Origin of the sequence: Streptomyces scopuliridis (assembly GCF_042790125.1) — a bacterium.
GTDB lineage: Bacteria > Actinomycetota > Actinomycetes > Streptomycetales > Streptomycetaceae > Streptomyces > Streptomyces scopuliridis_A.
This window is the reverse complement of the sequence record NZ_JBHTZS010000016.1, coordinates 101,290-124,227: the sequence shown is the minus strand read 5'-3', so window position 1 is coordinate 124,227 and position 22,938 is coordinate 101,290. Positions and strand designations below refer to the sequence as shown.

Genomic DNA, 22,938 nt, shown 5'->3' with positions numbered 1-22,938 from the left:
GCCGTTAGCGGTCGTTAACCTGAAGGCAATACGTTAACGCTCACTAACACCAGTGAACCCAGCGAGGGGGCTACGAGCGATGCGGCAGGCACCAGTGCTGGCGAGCGCCGCCGATCCGGCGTCCGAGGCATGGCAGGCCAACGAGGCGGCTCATCAGGAGCTGGCCGACGGTCTGCGCTCCCGGCTCGTCGCCGCGCGCCTCGGCGGCGGCGAGAAGGCCCGCGCCCGGCACACCGCGCGCGGGAAGCTGCTCCCGCGCGACCGCGTGGACACCCTCCTCGACCCCGGCTCGCCCTTCCTGGAGCTGGCGCCGCTGGCGGCCGAGGGGATGTACGGCGGGGCGGCCCCGGCCGCCGGGGTGATCGCCGGGATCGGCCGGGTCAGTGGCCGCGAGTGCGTGGTGGTCGCCAATGACGCCACGGTCAAGGGCGGTACGTACTACCCGATGACGGTGAAGAAACACCTCCGCGCCCAGGAGGTGGCCCTGGAGAACCGCCTCCCCTGTCTGTATCTGGTGGACTCCGGCGGCGCCTTCCTGCCGATGCAGGACGAGGTCTTCCCCGACCGCGACCACTTCGGCCGGATCTTCTACAACCAGGCCCGGATGTCCGGGGCCGGTATCCCGCAGATCGCCGCGGTGCTCGGCTCCTGCACGGCGGGCGGCGCGTACGTCCCGGCGATGAGCGACGAGGCCGTGATCGTCCGCGGTCAGGGCACGATCTTCCTGGGCGGCCCGCCGCTGGTGAAGGCCGCGACCGGCGAGGTCGTCACGGCCGAGGAGCTGGGCGGCGGCGAGGTCCACTCCCGGGTCTCGGGCGTCACCGACCATCTCGCCGAGGACGACGCGCACGCGCTGCGCATCGTCCGCACGATCGTCTCCACGCTCCCCGCGCGCGGCCCGCTGCCGTGGTCCGTCGAGCCGGTGGAGGAGCCCAAGGCCGACCCCGCCGGGCTGTACGGCGCGGTGCCGGTGGATTCCCGTACGCCCTACGACGTCCGCGAGGTGATCGCGCGGCTGGTCGACGGCTCACGGTTCGCCGAGTTCAAGTCGGAGTTCGGGACGACGCTGGTCACCGGCTTCGCGCGGATCCACGGCCATCCGGTCGGCATCGTCGCCAACAACGGGATCCTGTTCTCCGAGTCCGCCCAGAAGGGCGCGCATTTCATCGAGTTGTGCGACCAGCGCGGTATCCCGCTGCTCTTCCTCCAGAACATCTCGGGCTTCATGGTCGGCCGGGACTACGAGGCGGGCGGGATCGCCAAGCACGGCGCGAAGATGGTGACGGCCGTGGCCTGTGCGCGGGTGCCGAAGCTGACGGTCGTGGTCGGCGGTTCGTACGGCGCGGGCAACTACTCGATGTGCGGCCGGGCCTACTCCCCCCGCTTCCTGTGGATGTGGCCCAACGCCAAGATCTCGGTGATGGGCGGCGAGCAGGCCGCGTCCGTGCTGGCCACCGTCAAGCGCGACCAGATCGAGGGGCGCGGCGAGGAGTGGCCGGCCGAGGCCGAGGAGTCCTTCAAGGACCCGGTCCGCGCGCAGTACGAGACCCAGGGCAACGCCTACTACGCGACGGCGCGTCTCTGGGACGACGGCGTGATCGACCCGCTGGAGACCCGCCAGGTGGTGGGTCTGGCCCTGACCGCGTGTGCCAACGCCCCGCTGCCCCGGAGGGACAGCGCGGCGCAGGGCTTCGGCGTCTTCCGGATGTGAGGGTGGGAATGTTCGACACGGTTCTGATCGCCAACCGCGGCGAGATCGCGGTTCGCGTCATCCGCACCCTGCGGGCGCTGGGCGTGCGCTCGGTCGCGGTGTTCAGCGACGCGGACGCGGACGCCCGGCATGTACGGGAGGCCGACACCGCCGTACGGATCGGGCCCGCCGCCGCGGCCGAGAGCTATCTCCGCGTCGACCGGCTGCTGGAGGCGGCGGCCCGTACCGGCGCGGGGGCGGTCCACCCCGGCTATGGCTTCCTCGCCGAGAACGCCGGCTTCGCGCGCGCCTGCGCGGACGCGGGGCTGGTCTTCGTCGGCCCGCCCGCCCCCGCCATCGCGCTGATGGGCGACAAGATCCGCGCCAAGGAGACCGTACGGGCCGCCGGGGTCCCGGTGGTGCCCGGCTCCTCGGGCGGCGGGCTGAGCGACGACCAGCTGGCCGAGGCGGCGCGCGGGATCGGTATGCCGGTGCTGCTGAAGCCGTCGGCGGGCGGCGGCGGCAAGGGCATGCGGCTGGTGCGGTCCGAGGCCGCGCTCGCCGAGGAGATCGCGGCGGCCCGGCGCGAGGCGCGCTCCTCCTTCGGGGACGACACGCTCCTGGTGGAGCGCTGGGTGGACCGCCCGCGCCATATCGAGATCCAGGTCCTGGCGGACACCCACGGGAACGTGGTGCATCTGGGCGAGCGTGAGTGCTCGCTCCAGCGCCGCCACCAGAAGGTCATCGAGGAGGCGCCGTCCGTCCTGCTGGACGAGGCGACACGCGCGGCGATGGGCGAGGCGGCGGTCCGGGCGGCGCGCTCGTGCGGATACACGGGCGCGGGGACGGTCGAGTTCATCGTCCCCGGCGGCGACCCGTCGTCGTACTTCTTCATGGAGATGAACACCCGCCTCCAGGTCGAGCACCCGGTGACCGAGCTGGCGGTGTCGGTCGGCGGCAGGCGCGGCCTGGACCTGGTCGAGTGGCAGCTGCGGATCGCCTCCGGTGAGGAACTGCCCTTCGGCCAGGATGACATCGCGTTCGACGGCCACGCGGTCGAGGCGCGCGTCTGCGCCGAGGACCCCGCCCGCGGCTTCCTGCCCTCCGGCGGTACGGTGCTCGCCCTGCGCGAGCCGGAGGGCGACGGCGTACGGACCGACTCGGGCCTCTCCGAGGGCGCGGACGTCGGCAGCGCGTACGACCCGATGCTCTCCAAGGTCATCGCGTACGGCCCCGACCGCGCCACGGCCCTGCGCAGACTCCGCGCGGCGCTCGCGGAGACGGTCACGCTCGGGGTCCCGACGAACGCGGGCTTCCTGCGCCGGCTGCTGGCCCATCCCTCGGTGGTCGCGGGCGAGCTGGACACGGGGCTGGTCGAGCGCGAGGCGGCGGGGCTGCTGGCGGAGACGGTCCCGCCCGAGGTGTACACGGCCGCGGCGGCGGTCCGTCAGGCGGGGCTGCTGCCGCCCGCGACGGCGGAATGGGTGGACCCCTTCTCCGTACCGGACGGCTGGCGCCTCGGCGGCGCCCCCCAACCGGTCCGCCATCCGCTGCGGGTGCCGGGGCTGGACCCCGTGACGCGGGAGGCGCCGGCCGCGGACCGGTTCCGGGTGGAGCCCGGCCGGGTCACGGTCACCGTGGACGGGGTGACCCACGCCTTCCACCGCGCGGGCGACTGGCTCGGCAGGGACGGGGACAGCTGGCACGTCCAGGACTTCGACCCCGTCGAGGCCGCTCTGCGCGGGGCCGCCGGGGCGGGCGGTGTGGACGCGCTGACCGCGCCGATGCCCGGGACGGTCACCGTCGTCAAGGTGGCCGTCGGGGACGAGGTGACGGCCGGTCAGAGTCTGCTGGTCGTCGAGGCGATGAAGATGGAGCACGTCATCTCCGCCCCGCACGGCGGCACGGTCACGGAGCTGGATGTCACCCCCGGCTCCACCGTCGCCATGGATCAGGTGCTGGCCGTCGTCGCGCCGGCCGGTCCCGCCGAGGAGGAGTCATGACCGAAGGACTTCCCATGGCGGTGCCCGCGCAGGGCCTGCCGCCCCGGGTCCGTATCCATGAGGTGGGCGCGCGCGACGGGCTCCAGAACGAGAAGGCCGTCGTACCGACCGAGGTCAAGGCGGAGTTCATCCACCGCCTCGCCCACGCCGGGCTGACCACCATCGAGGCGACCAGCTTCGTCCGCCCCGAGTGGGTGCCCCAACTGGCCGATGCCGAGCGGCTGTTCCCGATGCTCGCCGACCTCGGCGGCGCCCCCGACATCGAGCTTCCCGTGCTCGTGCCGAACGGGCGCGGGCTGGACCGCGCCATGGCGCTGGGCGCCCGCCGTATCGCCGTGTTCGGCAGCGCCACGGAATCCTTCGCCAAGGCCAACCTCAACCGGACGGTCGACGAGTCGCTCGCCATGTTCGAGCCGGTCGTCGCCAGGGCCAAGGACGACCGGATGTGGGTCCGCGGCTATCTCTCGATGTGCTTCGGCGACCCCTGGGAGGGGCCCGTCCCGATCCATCAGGTCGTCAGGGTCGCCAAGGCCCTGCGGGACATGGGGTGTGACGAGCTGAGCCTCGGGGACACCATCGGCGTCGCCACCCCCGGCCATGTGCAGACGCTCCTCGCCGAACTGAACGAGGAGGGCGTGCCGACCGACGTCCTCGCGGTGCATTTCCACGACACGTACGGCCAGGCGCTCGCCAACACCCTCGCGGCGCTCCAGCACGGGGTGACCATCGTGGACGCCTCCGCGGGCGGCCTCGGCGGCTGCCCGTACGCGAAGAGCGCGACCGGAAATCTCGCCACCGAAGACCTCGTGTGGATGCTCGACGGCCTCGGTATCGAAACCGGCGTCGATCTCGGCCGGCTCGTCGCCACCAGCGGCTGGCTGGCCGAACGGCTGGGCCGCCCCAGCCCCTCCCGTACCGTACGCGCCCTCTCCCACAAGGAGTGACCATCGATGTCCCTGGACCACCGGCTCTCCGCCGAGCATGAAGAACTGCGCCGCACCGTCGAGGAGTTCGCCCGCGAGGTCGTCGCGCCCAAGATCGGCGACTTCTACGAGCGGCATGAGTTCCCCTACGAGATCGTCCGTGAGATGGGCCGGATGGGGCTGTTCGGGCTGCCGTTCCCGGAGGAGTACGGCGGCATGGGCGGTGACTATCTCGCGCTCGGCATCGCCCTGGAGGAGCTGGCCCGTGTCGACTCCTCGGTGGCGATCACCCTGGAGGCCGGGGTCTCGCTGGGCGCCATGCCCATCCACCGTTTCGGTACGGAGGAGCAGAAGCGCGAGTGGCTGCCCCGGCTCTGCTCGGGCGAGCTGCTCGGCGCGTTCGGCCTGACGGAACCGGACTGCGGTTCGGACGCGGGCGGCACGCGCACCACCGCCGTGCGCGACGGCGACTCCTGGGTGATCAATGGCACCAAGTGCTTCATCACCAACTCCGGTACGGACATCACCGGTCTGGTCACGGTCACCGCCGTCACCGGCCGCAAGGAGGACGGCCGTCCGGAGATCTCCTCGATCATCGTGCCGTCGGGCACGCCCGGCTTCACGGTCGCCGCCCCGTACTCGAAGGTCGGCTGGAACGCGTCGGACACCCGCGAGCTGTCGTTCTCGGACGTCCGGGTCCCGCTGGCCAATCTGCTCGGTGAGGAGGGCCGCGGCTACGCGCAGTTCCTGCGGATCCTCGACGAGGGCAGGATCGCGATCTCCGCGCTGGCGACCGGGCTCGCCCAGGGGTGTGTGGACGAGTCGGTGGCGTACGCGCGCGAGCGGCACGCGTTCGGCCGGCCGATCGGCGCCAACCAGGCCATCCAGTTCAAGATCGCCGACATGGAGACGCGCGCGCACATGGCGCGGATCGGCTGGCGGGACGCGGCCTCCCGGCTGACGCACGGCGAGCCGTTCAAGAAGGAGGCGGCGCTGGCGAAGCTCTACTCCTCGACGGTCGCCGTCGACAACGCCCGTGAGGCCACCCAGATCCATGGCGGATACGGGTTCATGAACGAGTATCCGGTGGCCAGGATGTGGCGCGACTCCAAGATCCTGGAGATCGGTGAGGGGACGAGCGAGGTCCAGCGGATGCTGATCGCGCGGGAGCTGGGGCTGGAGGATCTGACTCCGACGGGCTGACGCTCCGCCGCCCGTCGCCGCCGCGCGGGCCGGCCGAACCCAGGCTTCGCCGTGGACGGCCGCGACCGGAGCCCCGTCACCTTCGTCGGCCACTGGCGACGGGGCCCGGGCGAGGAGCGGTTGCGGGAGGAAGCACGCCCGGACGATTGAAAGTTAGGTTAGGCTAACCTTACTTTCCCCCACACGTCCGGGAGGACCTTGATGCGTGCGCACCTGCTCAATGACGCGACAGCGGAGCGCTATCGGCGCTCCGTGACCGAGGGAGTCGAGCGGGTGGCGGACCGACTCGCCACGACCAGAAGGCCGTTCACCGGAGTCACACCGGACGCGCTGGCCCTGGTCGTGTCCGCCGTCGATCTGGACCGGCCCCTGGGCGACGCCTCCGCCGCCCTCGACGAACTGGAGCGCGTCTATCTCAGGGACGCCGTCTACTTCCATCACCCCCGCTATCTCGCGCATCTCAACTGCCCGGTCGTCATCCCCGCGGTGCTCGGCGAGACCGTGCTCTCCGCCGTCAACTCCTCGCTCGACACCTGGGACCAGAGCGCGGGCGGCACCCTGATCGAGCGCCGGCTGATCGACTGGACGGCGAGCCGCATCGGTCTGGGCGCGTCCGCCGACGGGGTCTTCACCTCCGGCGGTACGCAGTCCAACCTCCAGGCCCTGCTGCTCGCCCGCGAGGAGGCCAAGGCGGACGCCGCGGCGAAACTGCGTGTCTTCGCCTCCGAGTGCGGCCACTTCAGCGTGCGGAAGTCGGCCAGCCTCCTCGGGCTCGGCCTTGACGCCGTCGTGTCCATCCCCTGCGACCGCGACAAGCGCATGGGGACGGTCGCCCTCGCCGCCGAGCTGGAGCGCTGCCGCGCCGAGGGCCTGATCCCGATGGCCGTCGTCGCCACCGCGGGCACCACCGACTTCGGCTCCATCGACCCGCTGCCCGAGATCGCCGCGCTCTGCGCGCGGTACGGCACCTGGCTGCATGTCGACGCCGCGTACGGCTGCGGGCTGCTGGCCTCCACCACCCGCCGCTCGCTCCTCGACGGCATCGAGCACGCCGACTCCGTCACGGTCGACTATCACAAGTCCTTCTTCCAGCCGGTGAGTTCCTCGGCCGTGCTGGTACGGGACGGAGCGACGCTGCGCCATGCCACGTACCACGCGGACTACCTCAATCCACGCAGGGCGGTGGAGGAGCGCATCCCCAACCAGGTCGACAAGTCCCTCCAGACCACCCGCCGCTTCGACGCCCTCAAACTGTGGATGACCCTGCGCGTGATGGGCGCGGACGGGATCGGGCAGCTCTTCGACGAGGTGTGCGAGCTGGCCGCCGAGGGCTGGCGGCTGCTCGCCGCGGACCCCCGCTACGACGTGGTCGTGGAGCCGCGGCTCTCCACGCTCGTCTTCCGCTATGTCCCCGCCCGTATCACCAGCCCCGCGGCGATCGACCGGGCCAATCTCCACGCCCGCAAGGCGCTGTTCGCCTCCGGCGAGGCCGTGGTCGCGGGGACGAGCGTCGGCGGCCGGCAGTACCTCAAGTTCACCCTGCTCAACCCCGAGACCTCGATACGGGACATCACGGCCGTCCTCGATCTGATCGCCGGCCACGCCGAGCAGTACCTGGGAGGGGAGACCCTTGTCCGCGCCTCGTGAGCCGCACGCCCCGCACGACGTCATCGGCATCGGGCTCGGGCCCTTCAACCTCGGCCTCGCCTGTCTGACCGAGCCGATAGCCGAACTCGACTGTGTCTTCCTGGAGTCGAAGCCGGACTTCGAATGGCACTCGGGGATGTTCCTCGAAGGGGCCCATCTCCAGACGCCGTTCCTCTCCGACCTGGTCACCCTGGCGGACCCGACCTCGCCGTACTCCTTCCTCAACTACCTCAAGGAGTCCGGACGGCTGTACTCGTTCTACATCCGCGAGAACTTCTATCCGCTGCGCACGGAGTACAACGACTACTGCCGCTGGGCCGCCGCGAAACTCACCAGCGTGCGCTTCAACCGGACGGTGACCTCGGTCGCCTACGACGACGAGAGCGAGCTGTACGTCGTCCGCGCCGGGGACGAGACGTACCGGGCCCGCCATCTCGTCCTGGGCACCGGCACCCCGCCGTACGTACCCGACTCCTGCCAGGGGCTCGGCGGCGACTTCCTGCACAACTCCCGCTATGTGCGGGGGAAGGCCGCGCTCCAGGCCAAGGAGTCCATCACCCTCATCGGCAGCGGGCAGAGCGCGGCGGAGATCTACCACGACCTGCTCTCCGACATCGATGTCCATGGCTACCAGCTCAACTGGATCACCCGGTCGCCGCGCTTCTTCCCGCTCGAATACACCAAGCTCACGCTGGAGATGACCTCCCCGGAGTACATCGACTACTTCCACGCGCTGCCCGAGGCCACCCGCTACCGGCTGGAGGCGGGCCAGAAGGGCCTGTTCAAGGGCATCGACTCAGAATTGATCAACGAGATCTTCGATCTGCTCTACCGGAAGAACCTGAAAGGCCCGGTGCCGACAAGGCTGCTGGCCAACACCGCCCTCACCTCGGCCGCCTTCGCCGACGGCACCTACACCCTGGGGCTGCGGCAGGAGGAGCAGGAGCGGGACTTCTCGCTCGCGACCCGGGGACTGGTCCTCGCCACCGGCTACAAGTACGTCACGCCCGACTTCCTGGAGCCGGTGGACGACCGGATCCGCCGGGACGGCCACGGCCGCTTCGACATCGCCCGCAACTACAGCATCGACATCACCGGGCGCGGGATCTTCCTCCAGAACGCGGGCACGCACACGCACAGCGTCACCTCGCCCGACCTGGGCATGGGCCCGTACCGCAACGCGTACATCATCGCCGAGCTGCTGGGGCGCGCGTACTACCCGGTCGAGAAGGCCATCGCGTTCCAGGAGTTCTCCGCCCCGGAAGGCACCGTCGTATGAGCGAGCGGACCACGGACATCGTGTACGTACGCACCGACGAATGGCTCGGCCGGTTCGAGGTGCGGCCCGTCGACCCTTTCACCGACGCCGAGTTGCTGCACGGCTGGGTCACCCATCCCAAAGCCGCCTACTGGCTGATGCAGGGCGCGTCCCTCCTGGAGGTGGAGCGCGCGTACATGGCGATCGCGGCGGCCAGGCACCATGACGCCTTCATCGGGCTGCACGAAGGGGTCCCGGCCTTTCTGATCGAGCGGTACGACCCGGCGGAGGTGGAGCTGAAGGGGCTGTACGACGCCGAGCCCGGCGACATCGGGATGCACTTCCTGGTCGCGCCGGCCGACAGAGCGCGGCAGCTGCACGGCTTCACCCGCGCCGTGATCACGACCGTGATGGAGCTGCTCTTCGACGACCCCTCGGTACGGCGTGTGGTGGTCGAGCCCGATATACGCAACACCGCCGTGCACGCCCTCAACGAGGCCGTCGGCTTCCGGATCGTGGAGCAGCTCGCGAAGCCGGAGAAGGACGCCCACCTCAGCATCTGCACGCGCGAGATGTTCCGCGCGGCACAAGGAGCCGGTCATGAACGTCACTGACAGCGTCGCGCATCTGACCCCCGCGCTCTGGGAGCGGGCGGGCCGGCTGCTGATCCGCAAGGGACTGGCGGAGTTCTCGCACGAACGCCTGCTGACCCCCGAGGCGCTGGGCGAGGACCGCTATCGCGTCCGCTCGGACGACGGCGCGACGGAGTACCGCTTCACCGCGCGCCGCTTCGCGCTCGACCACTGGCAGATCCCCGCCGAGTCCGTCACCCGCCATCGCGACGCCATGGAACTGGACCTGGATCCGCTGGAGTTCTTCATCGAGCTGCGCGAGACCCTGGGGCTCTCCGCCGCGATCCTGCCGGTCTATCTGGAGGAGATCTCCGCCACCCTCGCCGGTACGGCGTACAAACTCACCAAGAAGCCGGTCACCTCCGCCGAACTGGCCGCCTCCGGCTTCCAGGAGATCGAGACGGGGATGACCGAGGGCCACCCCTGCTTCGTCGCCAACAACGGCCGGCTCGGCTTCGGGGTGGACGAGTACCGCGCGTACGCCCCCGAGACCGCCAGCCCCGTCCGGCTGGTCTGGCTCGCCGCCCGCCGCGACCGCGCCACCTTCACGGCGGGCGCCGGGCTCGACTACCACTCGCTGATACGGCGGGAGCTGGCGCCGGAGACGCTGGAGCGGTTCGACGGCGTGCTCCGCGGCCAGGGACTCGACCCCGGGGACTACTTCCTGATCCCGGTGCACCCCTGGCAGTGGTGGAACAAGCTGTCCGTCACGTTCGCCGCCGAAGTGGCGCGGCAGCGGCTGGTCTGTGTCGGCGAGGGGGACGACAGCTATCTGGCCCAGCAGTCGATCCGTACCTTCTTCAATACGAGCGATCCGGCCAGGCACTACGTCAAGACCGCGCTGTCCGTCCTCAACATGGGCTTCATGCGCGGGCTCTCCGCCGCGTACATGGAGGCCACGCCCGCCATCAACGACTGGCTGGCGCGGCTGATCGAGGGCGACGACACGCTGCGGGCCGCGCGGTTCTCGATCATCCGGGAGCGGGCCGCCATCGGCTACCACCACCGCCAGTACGAGGCCGCGACCGCCAAGGGCTCGCCGTATCTGAAGATGCTGGCCGCGCTCTGGCGGGAGAGCCCGGTGCCCTCGCTCCGGGGCCGCGAGCGGCTGGCCACCATGGCGTCGCTGCTGCACACCGACCGGGACGGGGCGTCCTTCGCGGGCGCGCTGATCGCCGAGTCGGGGCGCGCGCCGGCCGACTGGCTGCGCCGCTATCTGGACGCGTATCTGGTGCCGGTGCTGCACTCCTTCTACGCGTACGACCTGGTGTTCATGCCGCACGGCGAGAACGTCGTCCTGGTCATCGAGGACGGCACCGTCCAGCGGGCGATCTTCAAGGACATCGCCGAGGAGATCGCGGTGATGGACCCGCACGCGGTGCTGCCGCCCGCCGTCGAGCGGATCCGCGCGGAGGTGCCGGAGGACATGAAGGCGCTGTCGGTCTTCACCGATGTCTTCGACTGCTTCTTCCGCTTCCTGAACGCGTCGCTCGTCTCGGACGGCGTGCTGGACGAGGAGACGTTCTGGCGGACCGTCGCCGAGTGCGTCCGGGGCTACCAGGAGTCCGCGCCCCACCTCGCCGATACATTCCGCCAGTACGACCTGTTCACCGGTGAGTTCGCGCTGTCCTGCCTCAACCGGCTCCAGCTGCGCGACAACGAGCAGATGGTCGACCTCCAGGATCCGGCGGGCGCGCTCCAGCTCGTCGGGACGCTGACGAATCCGCTCGCGCGGTTCGCGTCGTAGCGAGCTGGGTACGGGCGGGCGCCGGGGGTTGGCAGAGCCCCCGGCGCCCGCGCCTTTCCCGCCTTACCGGCTCGCTTGGCCGGTCGGCCAGTTCACCAGCGGCGAGCGGTAGTAGTCGATCCCGAGCGCCGCCATGCGCGGCCCCTGCGCCGCGAGCCGGACCTTGTACGTGTCCCAGTCGTGCGTGGCGGCGGGCGACCAGCCCAGCTCGGCGATGCCGGGCAGCCGCGGGAAGGCCATGGACTCCAGCTGGTCGCTCGTCGCGAGGGTCTCGGTCCAGAGCGGCGCCTCCACACCGAGCACCGCGTCCTCGGGCACGCCCGCGCCGGCGAGATAGGTGGCCGGATTCCAGTCGTACGAGCGGTCCACCTCCGTATAGCCGGCCCAGGACTGGCCCAGCACGGTGGTCCTGTCGTACTTCATGTCGAGGTACACACGGTCCGCCGGGGAGAGGATCAGCCGGGTGCCCTTCTTGGCCGCCGTCGCGACCTGCGCGCGCTCGGCGGCGCCCGTGGCGTCGTACCCCCAGTACTGGGCGACGGCACCCTCCACCGGGGTGGCGCCGGTCAGCTGATGCCAGCCGACGACGGTCTTCCCGTACTTCCGGACGACGGCCTGCGTCCGCTCCATGAAGGTCACATAGTCGGCGTGGCTGGTGGAGTGGGCCTCGTCGCCGCCGATGTGGAGATACTTCCCGGGCGTGAGGGCGGCCAGTTCGCGGATCACGTCGTCCACGAAGTCGTAGGTCACCTCCTTGGACGCGCAGAGCGAGCTGAAGCCCACCGCCGTGCCGGTGTAGAGCGGGGGCGCGACGCCGTCGCAGTTCAGCTCGGCGTACGAGGCGAGGGCGGCGTTGGTGTGGCCCGGCATGTCGATCTCCGGGATGACCTCCAGGTGACGGGAGGCCGCGTAACTCACCAGCTCCCGGTACTGGGCCTTGGTGTAGTAGCCGCCGGGGCCGCCGCCGACCTGGGTGGAGCCGCCGTATGTGGCCAGACGCGGCCAGGAGTCGATGGCGATCCGCCAGCCCTGGTCGTCGGAGAGATGCAGATGCAGTTTGTTGATCTTGTAGAGCGCCAACTGATCGATATAGAGCTTGACCTGATCCATCGTCAGGAAATGGCGTGAGACATCGAGCATCGCGCCCCGGTAGGCGTAGCGCGGGGTGTCGGTGACGGTGCCACCCGCGACCGTCCAGGGGCCGCGCTGGGGCGTCCGCTTCTCCACGGAGGCGGGCAGCAGCTGCCGCAGGGTCTGGACGCCGTGGAAGAGCCCGGCGGGCTCCTGGGCGGTGATGGTGACACCGGCGCGGCCGGACTCCAGGCGGTAGCCCTCCTCGCCCAGCGCCCTGTCCCCTTCCCTGCCCCTTTCCCGGCCATTCTCCCGGCCCTTTTCCCGGTCGCTCTCCCGGTCGCTTTCGTCGGAGCCGACGAGCCGCAGCCGGATGCCGCCCTCGCCGCGACGGTCGGTGACGGGCAGCGCGTAACCGGTCGAGGGCCGCAGCAGCCCGGCCAGATACGAGCCGATCCGGCGGGCCTCGCGGGCGTCCTCGTGCGACCGGCCCTCGACCTGGATCCGGCTGCGCGCGGTGAGGGTGTACGCCGCCCCGCCCGCTCTGACCTGGGCGGGAGCGGGCACGATCTGATCGAGGGGGCGCGCGGCGGGCTCATGGGCGGGGCCCGGAGCGCCACGCTCCGACGCGGCTCCACTGCCGGACATTCCGCTGCCGGACATTCCGATGCTGGAGATACCGGCCGCCACGACGAGCAGCAGCGAACCGAACAGACGGGGAAACGTGCTGTGCTGTCTCACAAGATTGTCCCTTCGACGGTGCGACGGGGTACTCACCTGCGTGCCGAGCATCACCATGGGACCCGCCCGTCCCGCCGGCGGTCAAGGTGTAGACCAATTTCCGCCCGCCTGATGGAAGAATCCACGCATGGCGGAAATCATCCAGAAGGACGGCACATGGACCTTCGACGGGGACACGGTCCGTATCGTGCCCGGCAAGGACAAGGGCGTGAGCCTGCTCCGCAAGGCTCTCGGTGAAGTCGCCGTGCCGCTCGGCGCGTTGACGGGTATCTCCTTCGAGGCCGGGCGCAGGTCGGGGCGGCTGCGGCTGCGGCTGCGGGAGGGCGCGGACCCGCTGCTCCAGATCACCGGCAGCCGGCTGGGCGACAGCTCCGACCCGTATCTGCTGACCGTCGACAAGGACCGCACGGGGGTCGCCGAGTACCTCGTGGACGAGGTGCGGAACGCCCTGCTGCTCGAACAGGTCGAGCCCGGACCCGTCGGCCGCTATCTGCTGCCGGGACCCGCCCTGCCGATCACCGTGAGCGCGGGCGACGCGAGCGTCACCTTCGACGGGGAGCGGATCCGGCTGGAATGGAACTGGAAGACGGAGGAGTCCAAGTCCTCCGGCGGCCCCCGCACTCTCGCGCTCGGCGAGGTGCAGGCGGTGGAGTGGCTGCCGAGCGCCGGTCTGGAGAACGGTTATCTGCGCTTCCTCACCAGCAGGGCGCCCGTGTCCACCCCGCCGAAGTACGACCCGCACGCGGTGGATCTGTACGGGTTCAGGAAGGATCCGCTGATGGCGCTGGTCGGCGCGGCGGTGGTGGCCCGGCTGCCCCATCCGCGCGCCACGGCCGCCGAGCCCACCGCCGCCCCGGCCCCGAGCCTGACGAAGGCCGCGGTGACCACCTCGGGGACGGCGGACCCGACGGCCCGGGCGGCGGCGAGCGGCGACGACCATGACGCCCTGCTGCGCCGGCTGCGGGAGCTGGGCGAGCTGCACCAGGCGGGCATTCTCACCGACGAGGAGTTCAGCACCGCGAAGCGGGCCATCCTCAAGCGGCTCTGATCACCGCCCCCGCCTTCCCTCTTTCGGCCCCTGTTTTCCGTGATTCCTGCCCGATTCCGGGCAGATTTCTTGCAAAGCCTCTCGGTCACCCGCAATATCAACAAGTGCTCGAACGCCGCCCGTCGTACGACGACCTCATCGACCATCTGGTCCGCAGCACCGCTCTCCAGCGCGGTGAGGCCGCCCGCGTGGTGCTCGACGTACTGGCGTACTTCGACGAGACGACCGAGGAGTTCGTCCGCCGCCGCCACCGGGAGATGCAGTCCGGTGGGTCCACGAACGCGGAGATCTTCGAGCGGATCGCGGCCGAGCTGCCCCACCGCGCGGTGGCGCCCCCGGCGCTCTCGCTGCGGCAGCTGCGCCGCATCGTCTACGGCTGACCGTGCGAAGCACCCATGACACCGTGCGAAGCACCAGCGTGATTCAGGACATCGTGTTTCAGGAGGAGCGAAGACTGTATGTGCGGAATCGTCGGATACATCGGAAAGCGTGATGTGGCACCACTGCTGCTGGAGGGCTTGCAGCGGCTGGAGTACCGGGGGTACGACTCGGCCGGGCTGGTCATCACCGGCAAGCCCGCCGCGGGCAAGCCGGCCGCGCTGAAGATGGTCAAGGCCAAGGGCCGGGTCCGCGAGCTGGAGGCCCGGGTGCCCAAGCGCTTCGCCGGCACCACCGGGATCGCGCACACCCGCTGGGCCACTCATGGCGCCCCGAGCGACGAGAACGCGCACCCGCACATGGACCCGGAGGGCAAGGTCGCCCTCGTCCACAACGGCATCATCGACAACGCCTCGGAGCTGCGCGTCAAGCTGGAGGCCGACGGTGTGGTGTTCCGGTCGGAGACCGACACCGAGGTGATCACCCACCTCATCGCGCGTTCCCAGGCCGCGACCCTGGAGGAGAAGGTCCGCCAGGCGCTCCAGCTGATCGAGGGCACGTACGGCATCGCCGTCCTGCACGCCGATTTCGCGGACCGTATCGTCGTCGCCCGCAACGGCTCCCCGGTCGTCCTGGGCATCGGCGAGAAGGAGATGTTCGTCGCCTCCGACGTGGCCGCGCTGGTCTCGCACACCCGCCAGGTCGTCACGCTGGACGACGGCGAGATGGCCACCCTCAAGGCCGACGACTTCCGTACGTACACCACCGAGGGCTCGCGCACCTCGGCGACGCCGACCACCGTGGAGTGGGAGGCCGAGTCGTACGACATGGGCGGCCACGACACCTATATGCACAAGGAGATCTCCGAGCAGGTCGACTCCGTGGACCGGGTGCTGCGCGGCCGGATCGACGACCGGTTCTCCACCGTGCATCTGGGCGGCCTCAACCTGGACGCCCGGGAGGCGCGCGGGGTGCGCCGGATCAAGATCCTCGGCTGTGGCACCTCGTACCACGCCGGGCTCATCGGAGCGCAGCTGATCGAGGAGCTGGCCCGGATCCCGGCGGACGCCGAGCCCGCCTCCGAGTTCCGCTACCGGAACCCGGTCGTGGACCCCGACACCCTGTATGTCGCGGTGTCCCAGTCGGGCGAGACGTACGACGTGCTGGCCGCGGTGCAGGAGCTGAAGCGCAAGGGCGCGCGTGTGCTGGGCGTGGTGAATGTCGTGGGTTCGGCGATCGCCCGGGAGACCGACGGCGGCGTGTACGTGCACGCGGGGCCGGAGGTCTGTGTCGTCTCCACCAAGTGCTTCACCAACACCGTGGTCTCGTTCGCGCTGCTCGCGCTGCATCTGGGCCGGATCCGTGATCTGTCGGTCGCGGACGGCAAGCGGATCATCGACGGGCTGCGCAGACTGCCCGCCCAGATCGCCGAGATCCTGGCGACGGAGGACGACATCGCCAAGCTGGCGGCGCAGTACGCGCAGGTCAGCTCCATGATGTTCATCGGCAGGGTGCGGGGCTATCCGGTGGCGCTGGAGGCGTCGCTGAAGCTGAAGGAGATCTCCTACATCCACGCCGAGGCGTATCCGGCCTCGGAGCTGAAGCACGGCCCGCTCGCCCTGATCGAACCGGCGCTGCCGACGGTCGCGATCGTCCCCGACGACGATCTGCTGGAGAAGAACCGGGCGGCGCTGGAGGAGATCAAGGCCCGCAGCGGTCCCATCCTGGCGGTGGCGCACCAGCCGCAGGAGAAGGCCGACCACACCATCGTCGTACCGAAGAACGAGACGGAGCTGGACCCGATCCTGCTGGGCATCCCGCTCCAACTGCTCGCGTACCACACGGCGCTGGCACTGGGCCGGGACATCGACAAGCCCCGTAACCTCGCGAAGTCCGTGACGGTCGAGTAGCGGCTCGCCCCCTCGGTCTTTCAGGGGGCCTGTACGGCGAGAGGGCCTGTACGGCGAGAGCGCCCCCGGCGCGTGCCACCCATCGCGCTGGGGGCGCTCCCCGAAGGGGCCGGCGCCAGGGCCTGTCCGGCGGATCCTCATGGATCAGCCGGACGGGCCCTTGCCCTTGGCGCGGGCCCGGGGCTGCCTCAGCCGGTGGCCGTCACTCCTCGGCCGGCAGCACGACGGCGCGGCAGGGCGGTCGGCCACTTGGCGAGCGCGGCCGTCGCCGCGTACCAGGAGGCGAGGCCCGCCACGACGGCGAACCAGCCACCGACCCTGGTGAGGCCCGTACTGTCGGCGAACTGGCCCACGGCGAGCAGCAGCAGCCCGACGCAGAACAGTCCGTACGCGCTCTGCACCAGCGGCCCCGCGCCCGCGCCGCCGACGGCCAGACTGAACGCCAGGAGCGCCCAGAGGACGAGGAACAGCCCCGCGGCGTCCGCGGAGACCTGATGGCCGACGCCCATCCCCCAGGTGAACCAGAACGCGCCGAGGCCCGCGAAGGCCGTACCGGTGAATGAGTCGCCCGCCCGGAATTCGAGCAGTCCGGCGAGGAAGAGGGCGATGCCACCGACGTAGAGCGCGAGCGGGACGGCGGCGACCGCCGTCACTCCGTCGACGACGCCGGTGTGGCCGATTCCGAAGGCGAGCAGGGTGAGGCCCAGGGCGAGATGGCCCAGGACCCAGGTCGAAGTAGCGCTTCCCGCAGAGACGGCATTGTCCACGGCGGGCTCCCTTCACGATGTGCGTGGTGCTGTGTCCCAGCGGCCGATATGTACCCTTCACAAGCACGCAATCCACCTCTACCTGTGAGTAGATTCACACTGCGGGCAAGGAAGTTGACACCTCGTCAGCAAGCAGTTGACACCAACGCGGTCGCCGCACAGGGGGGTTCGCGCGCGGGGAGAGTTTGCGAGTGAAGACGGTCGCGCGAGGAGACGCGGGCACGCGGAGACGTGCGCGTGGGGAGACAGTTGCCCGGGGGGCAGTTGCCGGCGGGGCCAGCGGCGCTACTTCCCTTACACGGTCAGGGAGTTACGGGATCACCACGACGGGCCGCTGCGCGCGCCGCGCCAGCCGCCCCGCCACCGAGCCGAAGATCCGCCCCACGATGCCGTGCGTGGACCCGACGACGATCGCGTCGGCGGAGTACTCCTGCCCCACCTCTTCGAGTTCATGGCAGATGTCGCCGCCGCGCTCGACCAGGATCCACGGCACCTCGGCGAGATAGTCCGCACAGGCCAGTTCGAGGCCGAGCACTTCCGTGCGGTGATCGGGCACGTCCACGAAGACAGGGGGTTCGCAGCCCGCCCAGACCGTGGTGGGCAGCCGGTTGGCGACATGGACGATGATCAGACCCGAGCCCAGCCGTCTGGCCATGCCGATGGCATACGCGAGGGCCCGCTCACTCGACATCGAACCGTCGAAGCCGACAACGACTCCGTGCCGGAAGGCGGGATCGCAGGAAGCGCGTGTCTGTTCCGCCGCTTGCAGGTCCGACAGTGGGTCGGCTACCTGCTCGCGGTCTGCGGGTTCTGGGATTTCGTGACCGGCCATGGGTGTCTCGGCGAAAGAGGTCCTCTTGAGAAGGATCAACAAGTGGCGTGACAGGGGGAGCTGTGTCCGGGAATGGTCTTCCCGAGCCCATACCCCAAAGGGTACGGCGGCACTCCTCTCATGCCCAGAGACCGGCGCCCCACACGCGGCGTTCCAGGGAGCATGCACGAGGAGGTCCCGGATGGCAATGCCGGATGGTCTCTACAGCTGTCCCCGCGCGAACCCTGAGTGACCGGACGGCTCCGCTCCTCGTTGGCCATCGGCCATGTCCCCGGCCCCAGGGAGCCCCCGTGCCCGCACCACCCATCGCTCAGGCCCCGGCTGTCGCCGCGGGGCCCGCGCGCCACGGAGCGCACCCCGGGGCGCATCATGGGGCGCACCGCGCGGAGCCGGACCGGCCCCCGGCGGTCCCCGTCGCGCCCGCCGCGCGGCCCGCCGTGGACCCGGCGGTCGCCCCGGCCGGCCGGTCGGCATTCAGCTGTTCGCTGGTCCCGGTGGTCCTCGCGGCGTACGGCGCGTCCTTCGGCGGCACGGCGGCGGCCGCGGCCGGTCTCCTCGCGGTGACCGCGGTCCGCCGCCCGCCGCCGCACCGGTCCGGGCGCGCCACCGCCCGGCAAGGTGCGCAGGGGGCGCGGACGTACGTAACGTACGCAACGTCCGGAAGCCGTCACTCCCGGAGTCACCAAGGGGCGCGCCGGGGCTCGCGCGTACAACGAAAGGCGTGCGCCGGGAGACTGAGCGCTTCACACCGACGCACCCATCGGTTTTCAGCCAACTTCACGCTTGGGTAGAACCCTTGGTGAAATGGCCTGCCAACCCCCTTGCCACCAGGGAAGAAAGGACCGCAGCGGTCTTGGGCACCCTACGGGGACGGGCCATGCATGCGACGCCCACTTCCACTCTCGGCTTCCGAGTGGAACGCTTCGTGATCGAATGCTTCGCGCCAAGTTGCCTTGTCGACATAGCGCCGGTTGGAGAACTTGTCACGCCGGCACCACGGGACACAGTAGATTCGATCATGAGTATCGAAGGCTGGGGACCCGTGCAAAACCGAGGGGAATCGTGCAGGAGCGAGAGGCCCGACAAGAACGGGGAGACGCGAACACCGAGGGGGGCTTAGCACCATGAGCCAGGACTCCACTACCGCACCGGAGTCAGCACGCAAACTTTCCGGGCGACGCCGCCGGGAAGTCGTCGCCGTGCTGCTTTTCAGCGGTGGCCCCATCTTCGAGAGCTCCATCCCGCTCTCCGTGTTCGGAATCGACCGCCAGGACGCCGGGGTTCCCCGCTATCGCCTGCTGGTCTGCGGCGGGGAGGACGGGCCGCTGCGCACCACCGGCGGCCTCGAACTCACCGCGCCGTACGGCCTGGAGGCGATCAGCAGGGCCGGCACGGTCGTGGTACCGGCCTGGCGGTCGATCACATCACCGCCACCGCCGGAGGCACTGGACGCGTTGCGCCGTGCCCATGAAGAGGGCGCGCGGATCGTCGGTCTGTGCACCGGCGCGTTCGTGCTCGCCGCGGCCGGTCTGCTGGACGGCCGGCCGGCCACCACGCACTGGATGTACGCACCGACGCTCGCCAAGCGTTATCCGTCCGTCCACGTGGACCCGAGAGAGCTGTTCGTCGATGACGGCGATGTGCTCACCTCCGCGGGGACAGCGGCCGGAATCGATCTGTGTCTGCACATAGTCCGGACGGATCACGGCGCGGAGGCGGCGGGGGCGCTCGCCCGGCGACTGGTCGTACCACCACGGCGCAGCGGCGGCCAGGAGCGCTATCTGGACAGGTCTTTACCAGAGGAGATCGGCTCCGACCCGCTCGCCGAGGTCGTGGCCTGGGCGCTGGAGCATCTGCACGAGCAGTTCGACGTGGAGACGCTCGCGGCCCGCGCGTACATGAGCCGCCGTACGTTCGACCGGCGGTTCCGCTCGCTCACCGGAAGCGCGCCGCTCCAGTGGCTGATCACCCAGCGGGTGCTCCAGGCACAGCGGCTGCTGGAGACCTCCGACTACTCGGTCGACGAGGTCGCGGGCCGCTGCGGCTTCCGCTCCCCGGTGGCGCTGCGCGGCCACTTCCGGCGCCAGCTGGGCTCGTCCCCGGCGGCCTACCGGTCCGCCTACCGGGCCCGCCGGCCGCAGGGCGATTCCATGCCCCACGGGGTCATGGAGTCGATGGTCCCCGCCCAGGCGTCCCCGCACTCCAGGCGGGCGGCGGCAGCCGCCAGTACGCCCGGCCAGGCGGCGGCGTCGGCACCGGTGACGGACCACGGAAAGACCAGCTCCGACATGTACGCGACAGGTCCGTCCCGTCCGAGTCTGCCCGGTCAGCGGAGCGCCCCGTAGGGTAAGGCGCATGAACGATCGAATGGTGTGGATCGACTGCGAGATGACCGGGCTCTCGCTGACGGACGACGCACTCATCGAGGTGGCCGCGCTGGTCACCGACTCGGAGCTGAACGTGCTCGGCGAAGGGGTGGACATCGTGATCCGCCCGCCGGACGCGGCGCTGGAGACCATGCCCGAGGTGGTGCGGCAGATGCACACCGCCTCGGGGCTCCTCGACGAGCTGGCGGGCGGCACCACGCTCGCCGCCGCCGAGGAGCAGGTCCTCGCCTACGTACGCGAGCACGTGAAGGAGCCGGGCAAGGCCCCGCTGTGCGGCAACACGGTCGGCACCGACCGGGGCTTCCTGCTCCGCGACATGCCGACGCTGGAGGGCTACCTCCACTACCGCATCGTCGATGTCTCCTCGGTCAAGGAGCTGGCCCGCCGCTGGTATCCGCGGGCCTACTTCAACAGCCCGGAGAAGAGCGGCAACCACCGCGCGCTGGCGGACATCCGCGAGTCCATCGCGGAGCTGCGCTACTACCGCGAAGCGGTCTTCGTCCCCCAGCCGGGCCCGGACTCGGACACGGCCAAGCAGATCGCCGCGAAGCACGTACGCCCCGCGGAATAACCACCCCCCGCCGGGCCCGGCCCCGCCCCGGGAATCCGGGCGCGAGCACCCTCGCGGACCCTGTACACTTTTTCTCGGCCGGTAGGGAACGAAGACCGGCCCTTGGTGGGTATAGCTCAGCTGGTAGAGCACCTGGTTGTGGTCCAGGATGTCGCGGGTTCAAGTCCCGTTACTCACCCTCACCGATCAAGGCCCGATCCGCGAAAGCGGATCGGGCCTTCTTCATGCACGGGAACCACACCAGTACGCCCCGGCGTCTCGCTCTCATAACCACCTATCCGGCACCGACTCAACGGGGGAAGTCATGAAGCAGCGAAAGAAGATCGCCACCACCGTCGCCGCGCTCGCCGCGCTCAGTGCGGCGGGCATCGCCACCGCCGGACCCGCCGCGGCGGGCGACGACTGGAGCACCGCCGCACCCGCCGCCGTGACCACCGTCGCGGGCGACGACTGGATCACCTACGCGCCCACGGCGGTCGTGGCGAGCTGGGGTCCCTACAAGACGAGCGCGGGCCTCAAGGAGGGGAACGCGATCTGCGAGAAGACCGGACGGTCCGGCGTCGACGCGGGCAAGTGGAAGAGCTACAGCTGCGACATCAAAGGGCTGTACGTCTACCTCTCCGTCTGAGACGGCATCTCGCGCCCCGGGCCGAGCACTGAACACATGAGCGGCCCCGCCTGCGGGCGGGGCCGCTCTCGGCTGTACGGCGCGGGCTGTCGCCCCTCGCCGGTGCCGCTGCGACCCCTGCGAGCACTGGATACTGAAAAATTTACCCAAATCCTCTTGACTCGTCCCATATGTGGTGGAAGCTGATGAGTAGAGCCATAACACCGAAAGAGCCACGAAGTCGGTGAGGACGTCTGGTCGGCGGAGTGACTGGGACAGGATGTGGTTTAGGCCCCCGGCAAGCTGGCGCGATACCGAGGCAGCAGTGACGACTGAAGCTTCAGGACACGCGCAGCACTACCGGGGACTGTTTTTTGCCCTCGGAGCCTCAGGACGAGCCCCGCACCACCAGTTCCGTCGGCAGTACCAGCTGGCGCGGGTCTCCCCCGGGCTCCGGCTTCCCGGACGCCGTCGGTCCCGCCTCCGACAGGATCAGCCGCGCCATCGCCCGGCCCATCTCCTCTATCGGCTGGCGGACGCTCGTCAGGGGCGGGTCCATGTGGCGGGCTATCGCCGAGTCGTCGAAGCCGATCAGCGCCACGTCGTCCGGTATGCGCCGGCCCGCCGCGCGGAGAGTCTGGCGGGCGCCGGCCGCCATGACGTCGGAGGCCGCGAAGACCGCGTCCAGGGCCGGGCGGCGGGCCAGTAGGTCGCGCATCGCCCGCCGGCCGCCCTCCTCCGTGAAGTCGGCCACGGCGATCAGGGACTCGTCGGGCGCGTGACCGGCCTCGGTGAGGGCCCTGCGGTAGCCGTCCAGGCGGCAGGCCGCACCGTAGACCTCCAGCCGTCCGGTGATGGTCGCGATCGTACGGCGGCCCCGGGCGAGCAGATGCGCCACGGCCGTCCGGGCGCCCCCGGCGTTGTCGGAGTCGACCGAGGGCAGCGGCTCGGCCGCCGAGCGGCGTCCGCTGACGACCGTCGGGATGCCCGTCCCGGCCAGCAGGTCCGGCAGCGGATCGTCCGCGCGGACCGAGACCAGCAGCACCCCGTCCACCCGGTGCGCGGCCAGATACTGCGCCAGCCTGCGGCGCTCGCGCGCGCCGCCCGCGAAGGTGAGCAGCAGCTGCATCCCGGTCTCGGTGAGCGCCTCGCCCACCCCGCTGACGATGTCCGAGAAGTACGGCTCGGCGAAGAACCGCGCCTCCGGCTCGGGCACCACCAGGGCGATCGCGTCGGCGCGGTTCGCGGCGAGCGCGCGGGCCGCGCGGTTCGGTACGTATCCCAGCTCGGCGATCGCCGCCTCCACCGCGGCCCTGGTGGGCGCGCTGACCCGCGGCGAACCGTTGATCACCCGGGAGACGGTCCCCCGTCCGACCCCGGCGCGCGCGGCCACCTCTTCGAGCGTGGGCGCCTTCCCGCCGCGCGACCGGGCCGTACGAGCTGTCATCTCCGCCTCCCCAATGAATCCGTCCCGAGTCCAGCCCGGTCCCTTGACACCCCTACGGGGACCCGCGACGCTTCAA

At 70.5% G+C, this 22,938-nt stretch carries 18 protein-coding genes and 1 tRNA gene; 15 read left to right on the top strand and 4 right to left on the bottom strand.

From position 1 onward, the window contains the following. The first annotated feature begins 79 nt into the window (after positions 1-79). From ACFRKB_RS24160 to ACFRKB_RS24125, 8 genes are all read left to right on the top strand, one after another. The gene (locus tag ACFRKB_RS24160; RefSeq protein ID WP_383108471.1) at positions 80-1,711 is read left to right on the top strand and encodes a carboxyl transferase domain-containing protein; all 1,632 of its coding nucleotides are present in this window, start codon (positions 80-82) and stop codon (positions 1,709-1,711) included. An 8-nt stretch (positions 1,712-1,719) separates the two neighbouring features. Beyond that, positions 1,720-3,693 (top strand): ATP-binding protein, encoded by a 1,974-nt coding sequence (locus ACFRKB_RS24155; RefSeq protein WP_383108470.1) that lies wholly within the window; start codon positions 1,720-1,722, stop codon positions 3,691-3,693. Further along, positions 3,690-4,637 (top strand): hydroxymethylglutaryl-CoA lyase, encoded by a 948-nt coding sequence (locus ACFRKB_RS24150; protein ID WP_383108468.1) that lies wholly within the window; start codon positions 3,690-3,692, stop codon positions 4,635-4,637. Before ACFRKB_RS24155 ends, ACFRKB_RS24150 begins: the two co-directional genes overlap by 4 nt. A gap of 6 nt (positions 4,638-4,643) precedes the next feature. Next, entirely contained in the window at positions 4,644-5,819 is a 1,176-nt protein-coding gene (locus ACFRKB_RS24145) for an acyl-CoA dehydrogenase family protein (protein WP_383108467.1), read from the top strand. A gap of 201 nt (positions 5,820-6,020) precedes the next feature. Next, positions 6,021-7,466, top strand: a complete 1,446-nt coding sequence (locus ACFRKB_RS24140) for a pyridoxal phosphate-dependent decarboxylase family protein (protein WP_383108466.1) — start codon at positions 6,021-6,023, stop codon at positions 7,464-7,466. Next, positions 7,450-8,745, top strand: a complete 1,296-nt coding sequence (locus ACFRKB_RS24135) for a lysine N(6)-hydroxylase/L-ornithine N(5)-oxygenase family protein (RefSeq protein WP_383108464.1) — start codon at positions 7,450-7,452, stop codon at positions 8,743-8,745. Before ACFRKB_RS24140 ends, ACFRKB_RS24135 begins: the two co-directional genes overlap by 17 nt. Then, on the top strand, positions 8,742-9,338 hold the full coding sequence (locus tag ACFRKB_RS24130; RefSeq protein WP_383108463.1) for a GNAT family N-acetyltransferase: 597 nt from the start codon (positions 8,742-8,744) through the stop codon (positions 9,336-9,338). The genes ACFRKB_RS24135 and ACFRKB_RS24130 overlap by 4 nt, the downstream gene beginning before the upstream one ends. Next, positions 9,325-11,103 (top strand): IucA/IucC family protein, encoded by a 1,779-nt coding sequence (locus ACFRKB_RS24125; protein WP_383108462.1) that lies wholly within the window; start codon positions 9,325-9,327, stop codon positions 11,101-11,103. The genes ACFRKB_RS24130 and ACFRKB_RS24125 overlap by 14 nt, the downstream gene beginning before the upstream one ends. A gap of 63 nt (positions 11,104-11,166) precedes the next feature. Here ACFRKB_RS24125 and ACFRKB_RS24120 read toward each other — a convergent pair whose 3' ends face one another. Then, complete coding sequence (locus tag ACFRKB_RS24120; RefSeq protein ID WP_383108461.1) at positions 11,167-12,915, bottom strand: beta-N-acetylhexosaminidase; 1,749 nt, start codon at positions 12,913-12,915, stop codon at positions 11,167-11,169. Between the two features lie 127 nt (positions 12,916-13,042). Here ACFRKB_RS24120 and ACFRKB_RS24115 point away from each other — a divergent pair, with 127 nt between their 5' ends. The 3 genes from ACFRKB_RS24115 (at position 13,043) to glmS (ending at position 16,251) form a co-directional block, all read left to right on the top strand. Continuing rightward, positions 13,043-13,963, top strand: coding sequence for a DUF4429 domain-containing protein (locus ACFRKB_RS24115; RefSeq protein ID WP_383108459.1), 921 nt, complete (start codon positions 13,043-13,045; stop codon positions 13,961-13,963). Positions 13,964-14,067: 104 nt separating this feature from the next. Beyond that, positions 14,068-14,343, top strand: a complete 276-nt coding sequence (locus ACFRKB_RS24110) for a hypothetical protein (protein WP_030354996.1) — start codon at positions 14,068-14,070, stop codon at positions 14,341-14,343. Positions 14,344-14,421: 78 nt separating this feature from the next. Then, on the top strand, positions 14,422-16,251 hold the full coding sequence (glmS, locus tag ACFRKB_RS24105; protein WP_365972573.1) for a glutamine--fructose-6-phosphate transaminase (isomerizing): 1,830 nt from the start codon (positions 14,422-14,424) through the stop codon (positions 16,249-16,251). 188 nt (positions 16,252-16,439) lie between these two features. On the opposite strand, the gene ACFRKB_RS24100 is transcribed toward glmS, so the two are convergent. Next, the gene (locus tag ACFRKB_RS24100) at positions 16,440-17,018 is read right to left on the bottom strand and encodes an acetate uptake transporter (protein WP_383108458.1); all 579 of its coding nucleotides are present in this window, start codon (positions 17,016-17,018) and stop codon (positions 16,440-16,442) included. 310 nt (positions 17,019-17,328) lie between these two features. After that, positions 17,329-17,850: a universal stress protein gene (locus ACFRKB_RS24095; RefSeq protein WP_030354999.1), complete on the bottom strand. Its 522-nt coding sequence runs from the start codon at positions 17,848-17,850 to the stop codon at positions 17,329-17,331. Positions 17,851-18,974: 1,124 nt separating this feature from the next. On the opposite strand from ACFRKB_RS24095, the gene ACFRKB_RS24090 reads away from it, so the two are divergent. From ACFRKB_RS24090 to ACFRKB_RS24075, 4 genes are all read left to right on the top strand, one after another. Continuing rightward, positions 18,975-20,195, top strand: coding sequence for a GlxA family transcriptional regulator (locus ACFRKB_RS24090; RefSeq protein ID WP_383108456.1), 1,221 nt, complete (start codon positions 18,975-18,977; stop codon positions 20,193-20,195). A gap of 10 nt (positions 20,196-20,205) precedes the next feature. Continuing rightward, complete coding sequence (gene orn, locus ACFRKB_RS24085; RefSeq protein ID WP_383108455.1) at positions 20,206-20,808, top strand: oligoribonuclease; 603 nt, start codon at positions 20,206-20,208, stop codon at positions 20,806-20,808. Positions 20,809-20,913: 105 nt separating this feature from the next. Then, positions 20,914-20,986, top strand: a tRNA-His gene (locus ACFRKB_RS24080). 126 nt (positions 20,987-21,112) lie between these two features. After that, positions 21,113-21,436: a hypothetical protein gene (locus ACFRKB_RS24075; RefSeq protein WP_383108453.1), complete on the top strand. Its 324-nt coding sequence runs from the start codon at positions 21,113-21,115 to the stop codon at positions 21,434-21,436. A gap of 367 nt (positions 21,437-21,803) precedes the next feature. Here the strand turns inward: ACFRKB_RS24075 and ACFRKB_RS24070 are convergent, their stop codons facing one another. Next, positions 21,804-22,862 carry a LacI family DNA-binding transcriptional regulator gene (locus ACFRKB_RS24070; protein WP_383108452.1) on the bottom strand — a complete coding sequence of 353 codons (1,059 nt, stop codon included), beginning with the start codon at positions 22,860-22,862 and terminating at the stop codon, positions 21,804-21,806. Positions 22,863-22,938: the final 76 nt, after the last annotated feature.

Coding starts and splice junctions, on each gene's coding strand:
- ACFRKB_RS24090 (WP_383108456.1), top strand. CDS start 18,975: ATGAGCCAGGACTCCACTACCGCACCGGAGTCAGCACGCAAACTTTCC.
- ACFRKB_RS24095 (WP_030354999.1), bottom strand. CDS start 17,850: ATGGCCGGTCACGAAATCCCAGAACCCGCAGACCGCGAGCAGGTAGCC.
- ACFRKB_RS24150 (WP_383108468.1), top strand. CDS start 3,690: ATGACCGAAGGACTTCCCATGGCGGTGCCCGCGCAGGGCCTGCCGCCC.
- ACFRKB_RS24140 (WP_383108466.1), top strand. CDS start 6,021: ATGCGTGCGCACCTGCTCAATGACGCGACAGCGGAGCGCTATCGGCGC.
- ACFRKB_RS24130 (WP_383108463.1), top strand. CDS start 8,742: ATGAGCGAGCGGACCACGGACATCGTGTACGTACGCACCGACGAATGG.
- ACFRKB_RS24155 (WP_383108470.1), top strand. CDS start 1,720: ATGTTCGACACGGTTCTGATCGCCAACCGCGGCGAGATCGCGGTTCGC.
- ACFRKB_RS24145 (WP_383108467.1), top strand. CDS start 4,644: ATGTCCCTGGACCACCGGCTCTCCGCCGAGCATGAAGAACTGCGCCGC.
- ACFRKB_RS24115 (WP_383108459.1), top strand. CDS start 13,043: ATGGCGGAAATCATCCAGAAGGACGGCACATGGACCTTCGACGGGGAC.
- ACFRKB_RS24075 (WP_383108453.1), top strand. CDS start 21,113: ATGAAGCAGCGAAAGAAGATCGCCACCACCGTCGCCGCGCTCGCCGCG.
- ACFRKB_RS24160 (WP_383108471.1), top strand. CDS start 80: ATGCGGCAGGCACCAGTGCTGGCGAGCGCCGCCGATCCGGCGTCCGAG.
- ACFRKB_RS24125 (WP_383108462.1), top strand. CDS start 9,325: ATGAACGTCACTGACAGCGTCGCGCATCTGACCCCCGCGCTCTGGGAG.
- orn (WP_383108455.1), top strand. CDS start 20,206: ATGAACGATCGAATGGTGTGGATCGACTGCGAGATGACCGGGCTCTCG.
- glmS (WP_365972573.1), top strand. CDS start 14,422: ATGTGCGGAATCGTCGGATACATCGGAAAGCGTGATGTGGCACCACTG.
- ACFRKB_RS24070 (WP_383108452.1), bottom strand. CDS start 22,862: ATGACAGCTCGTACGGCCCGGTCGCGCGGCGGGAAGGCGCCCACGCTC.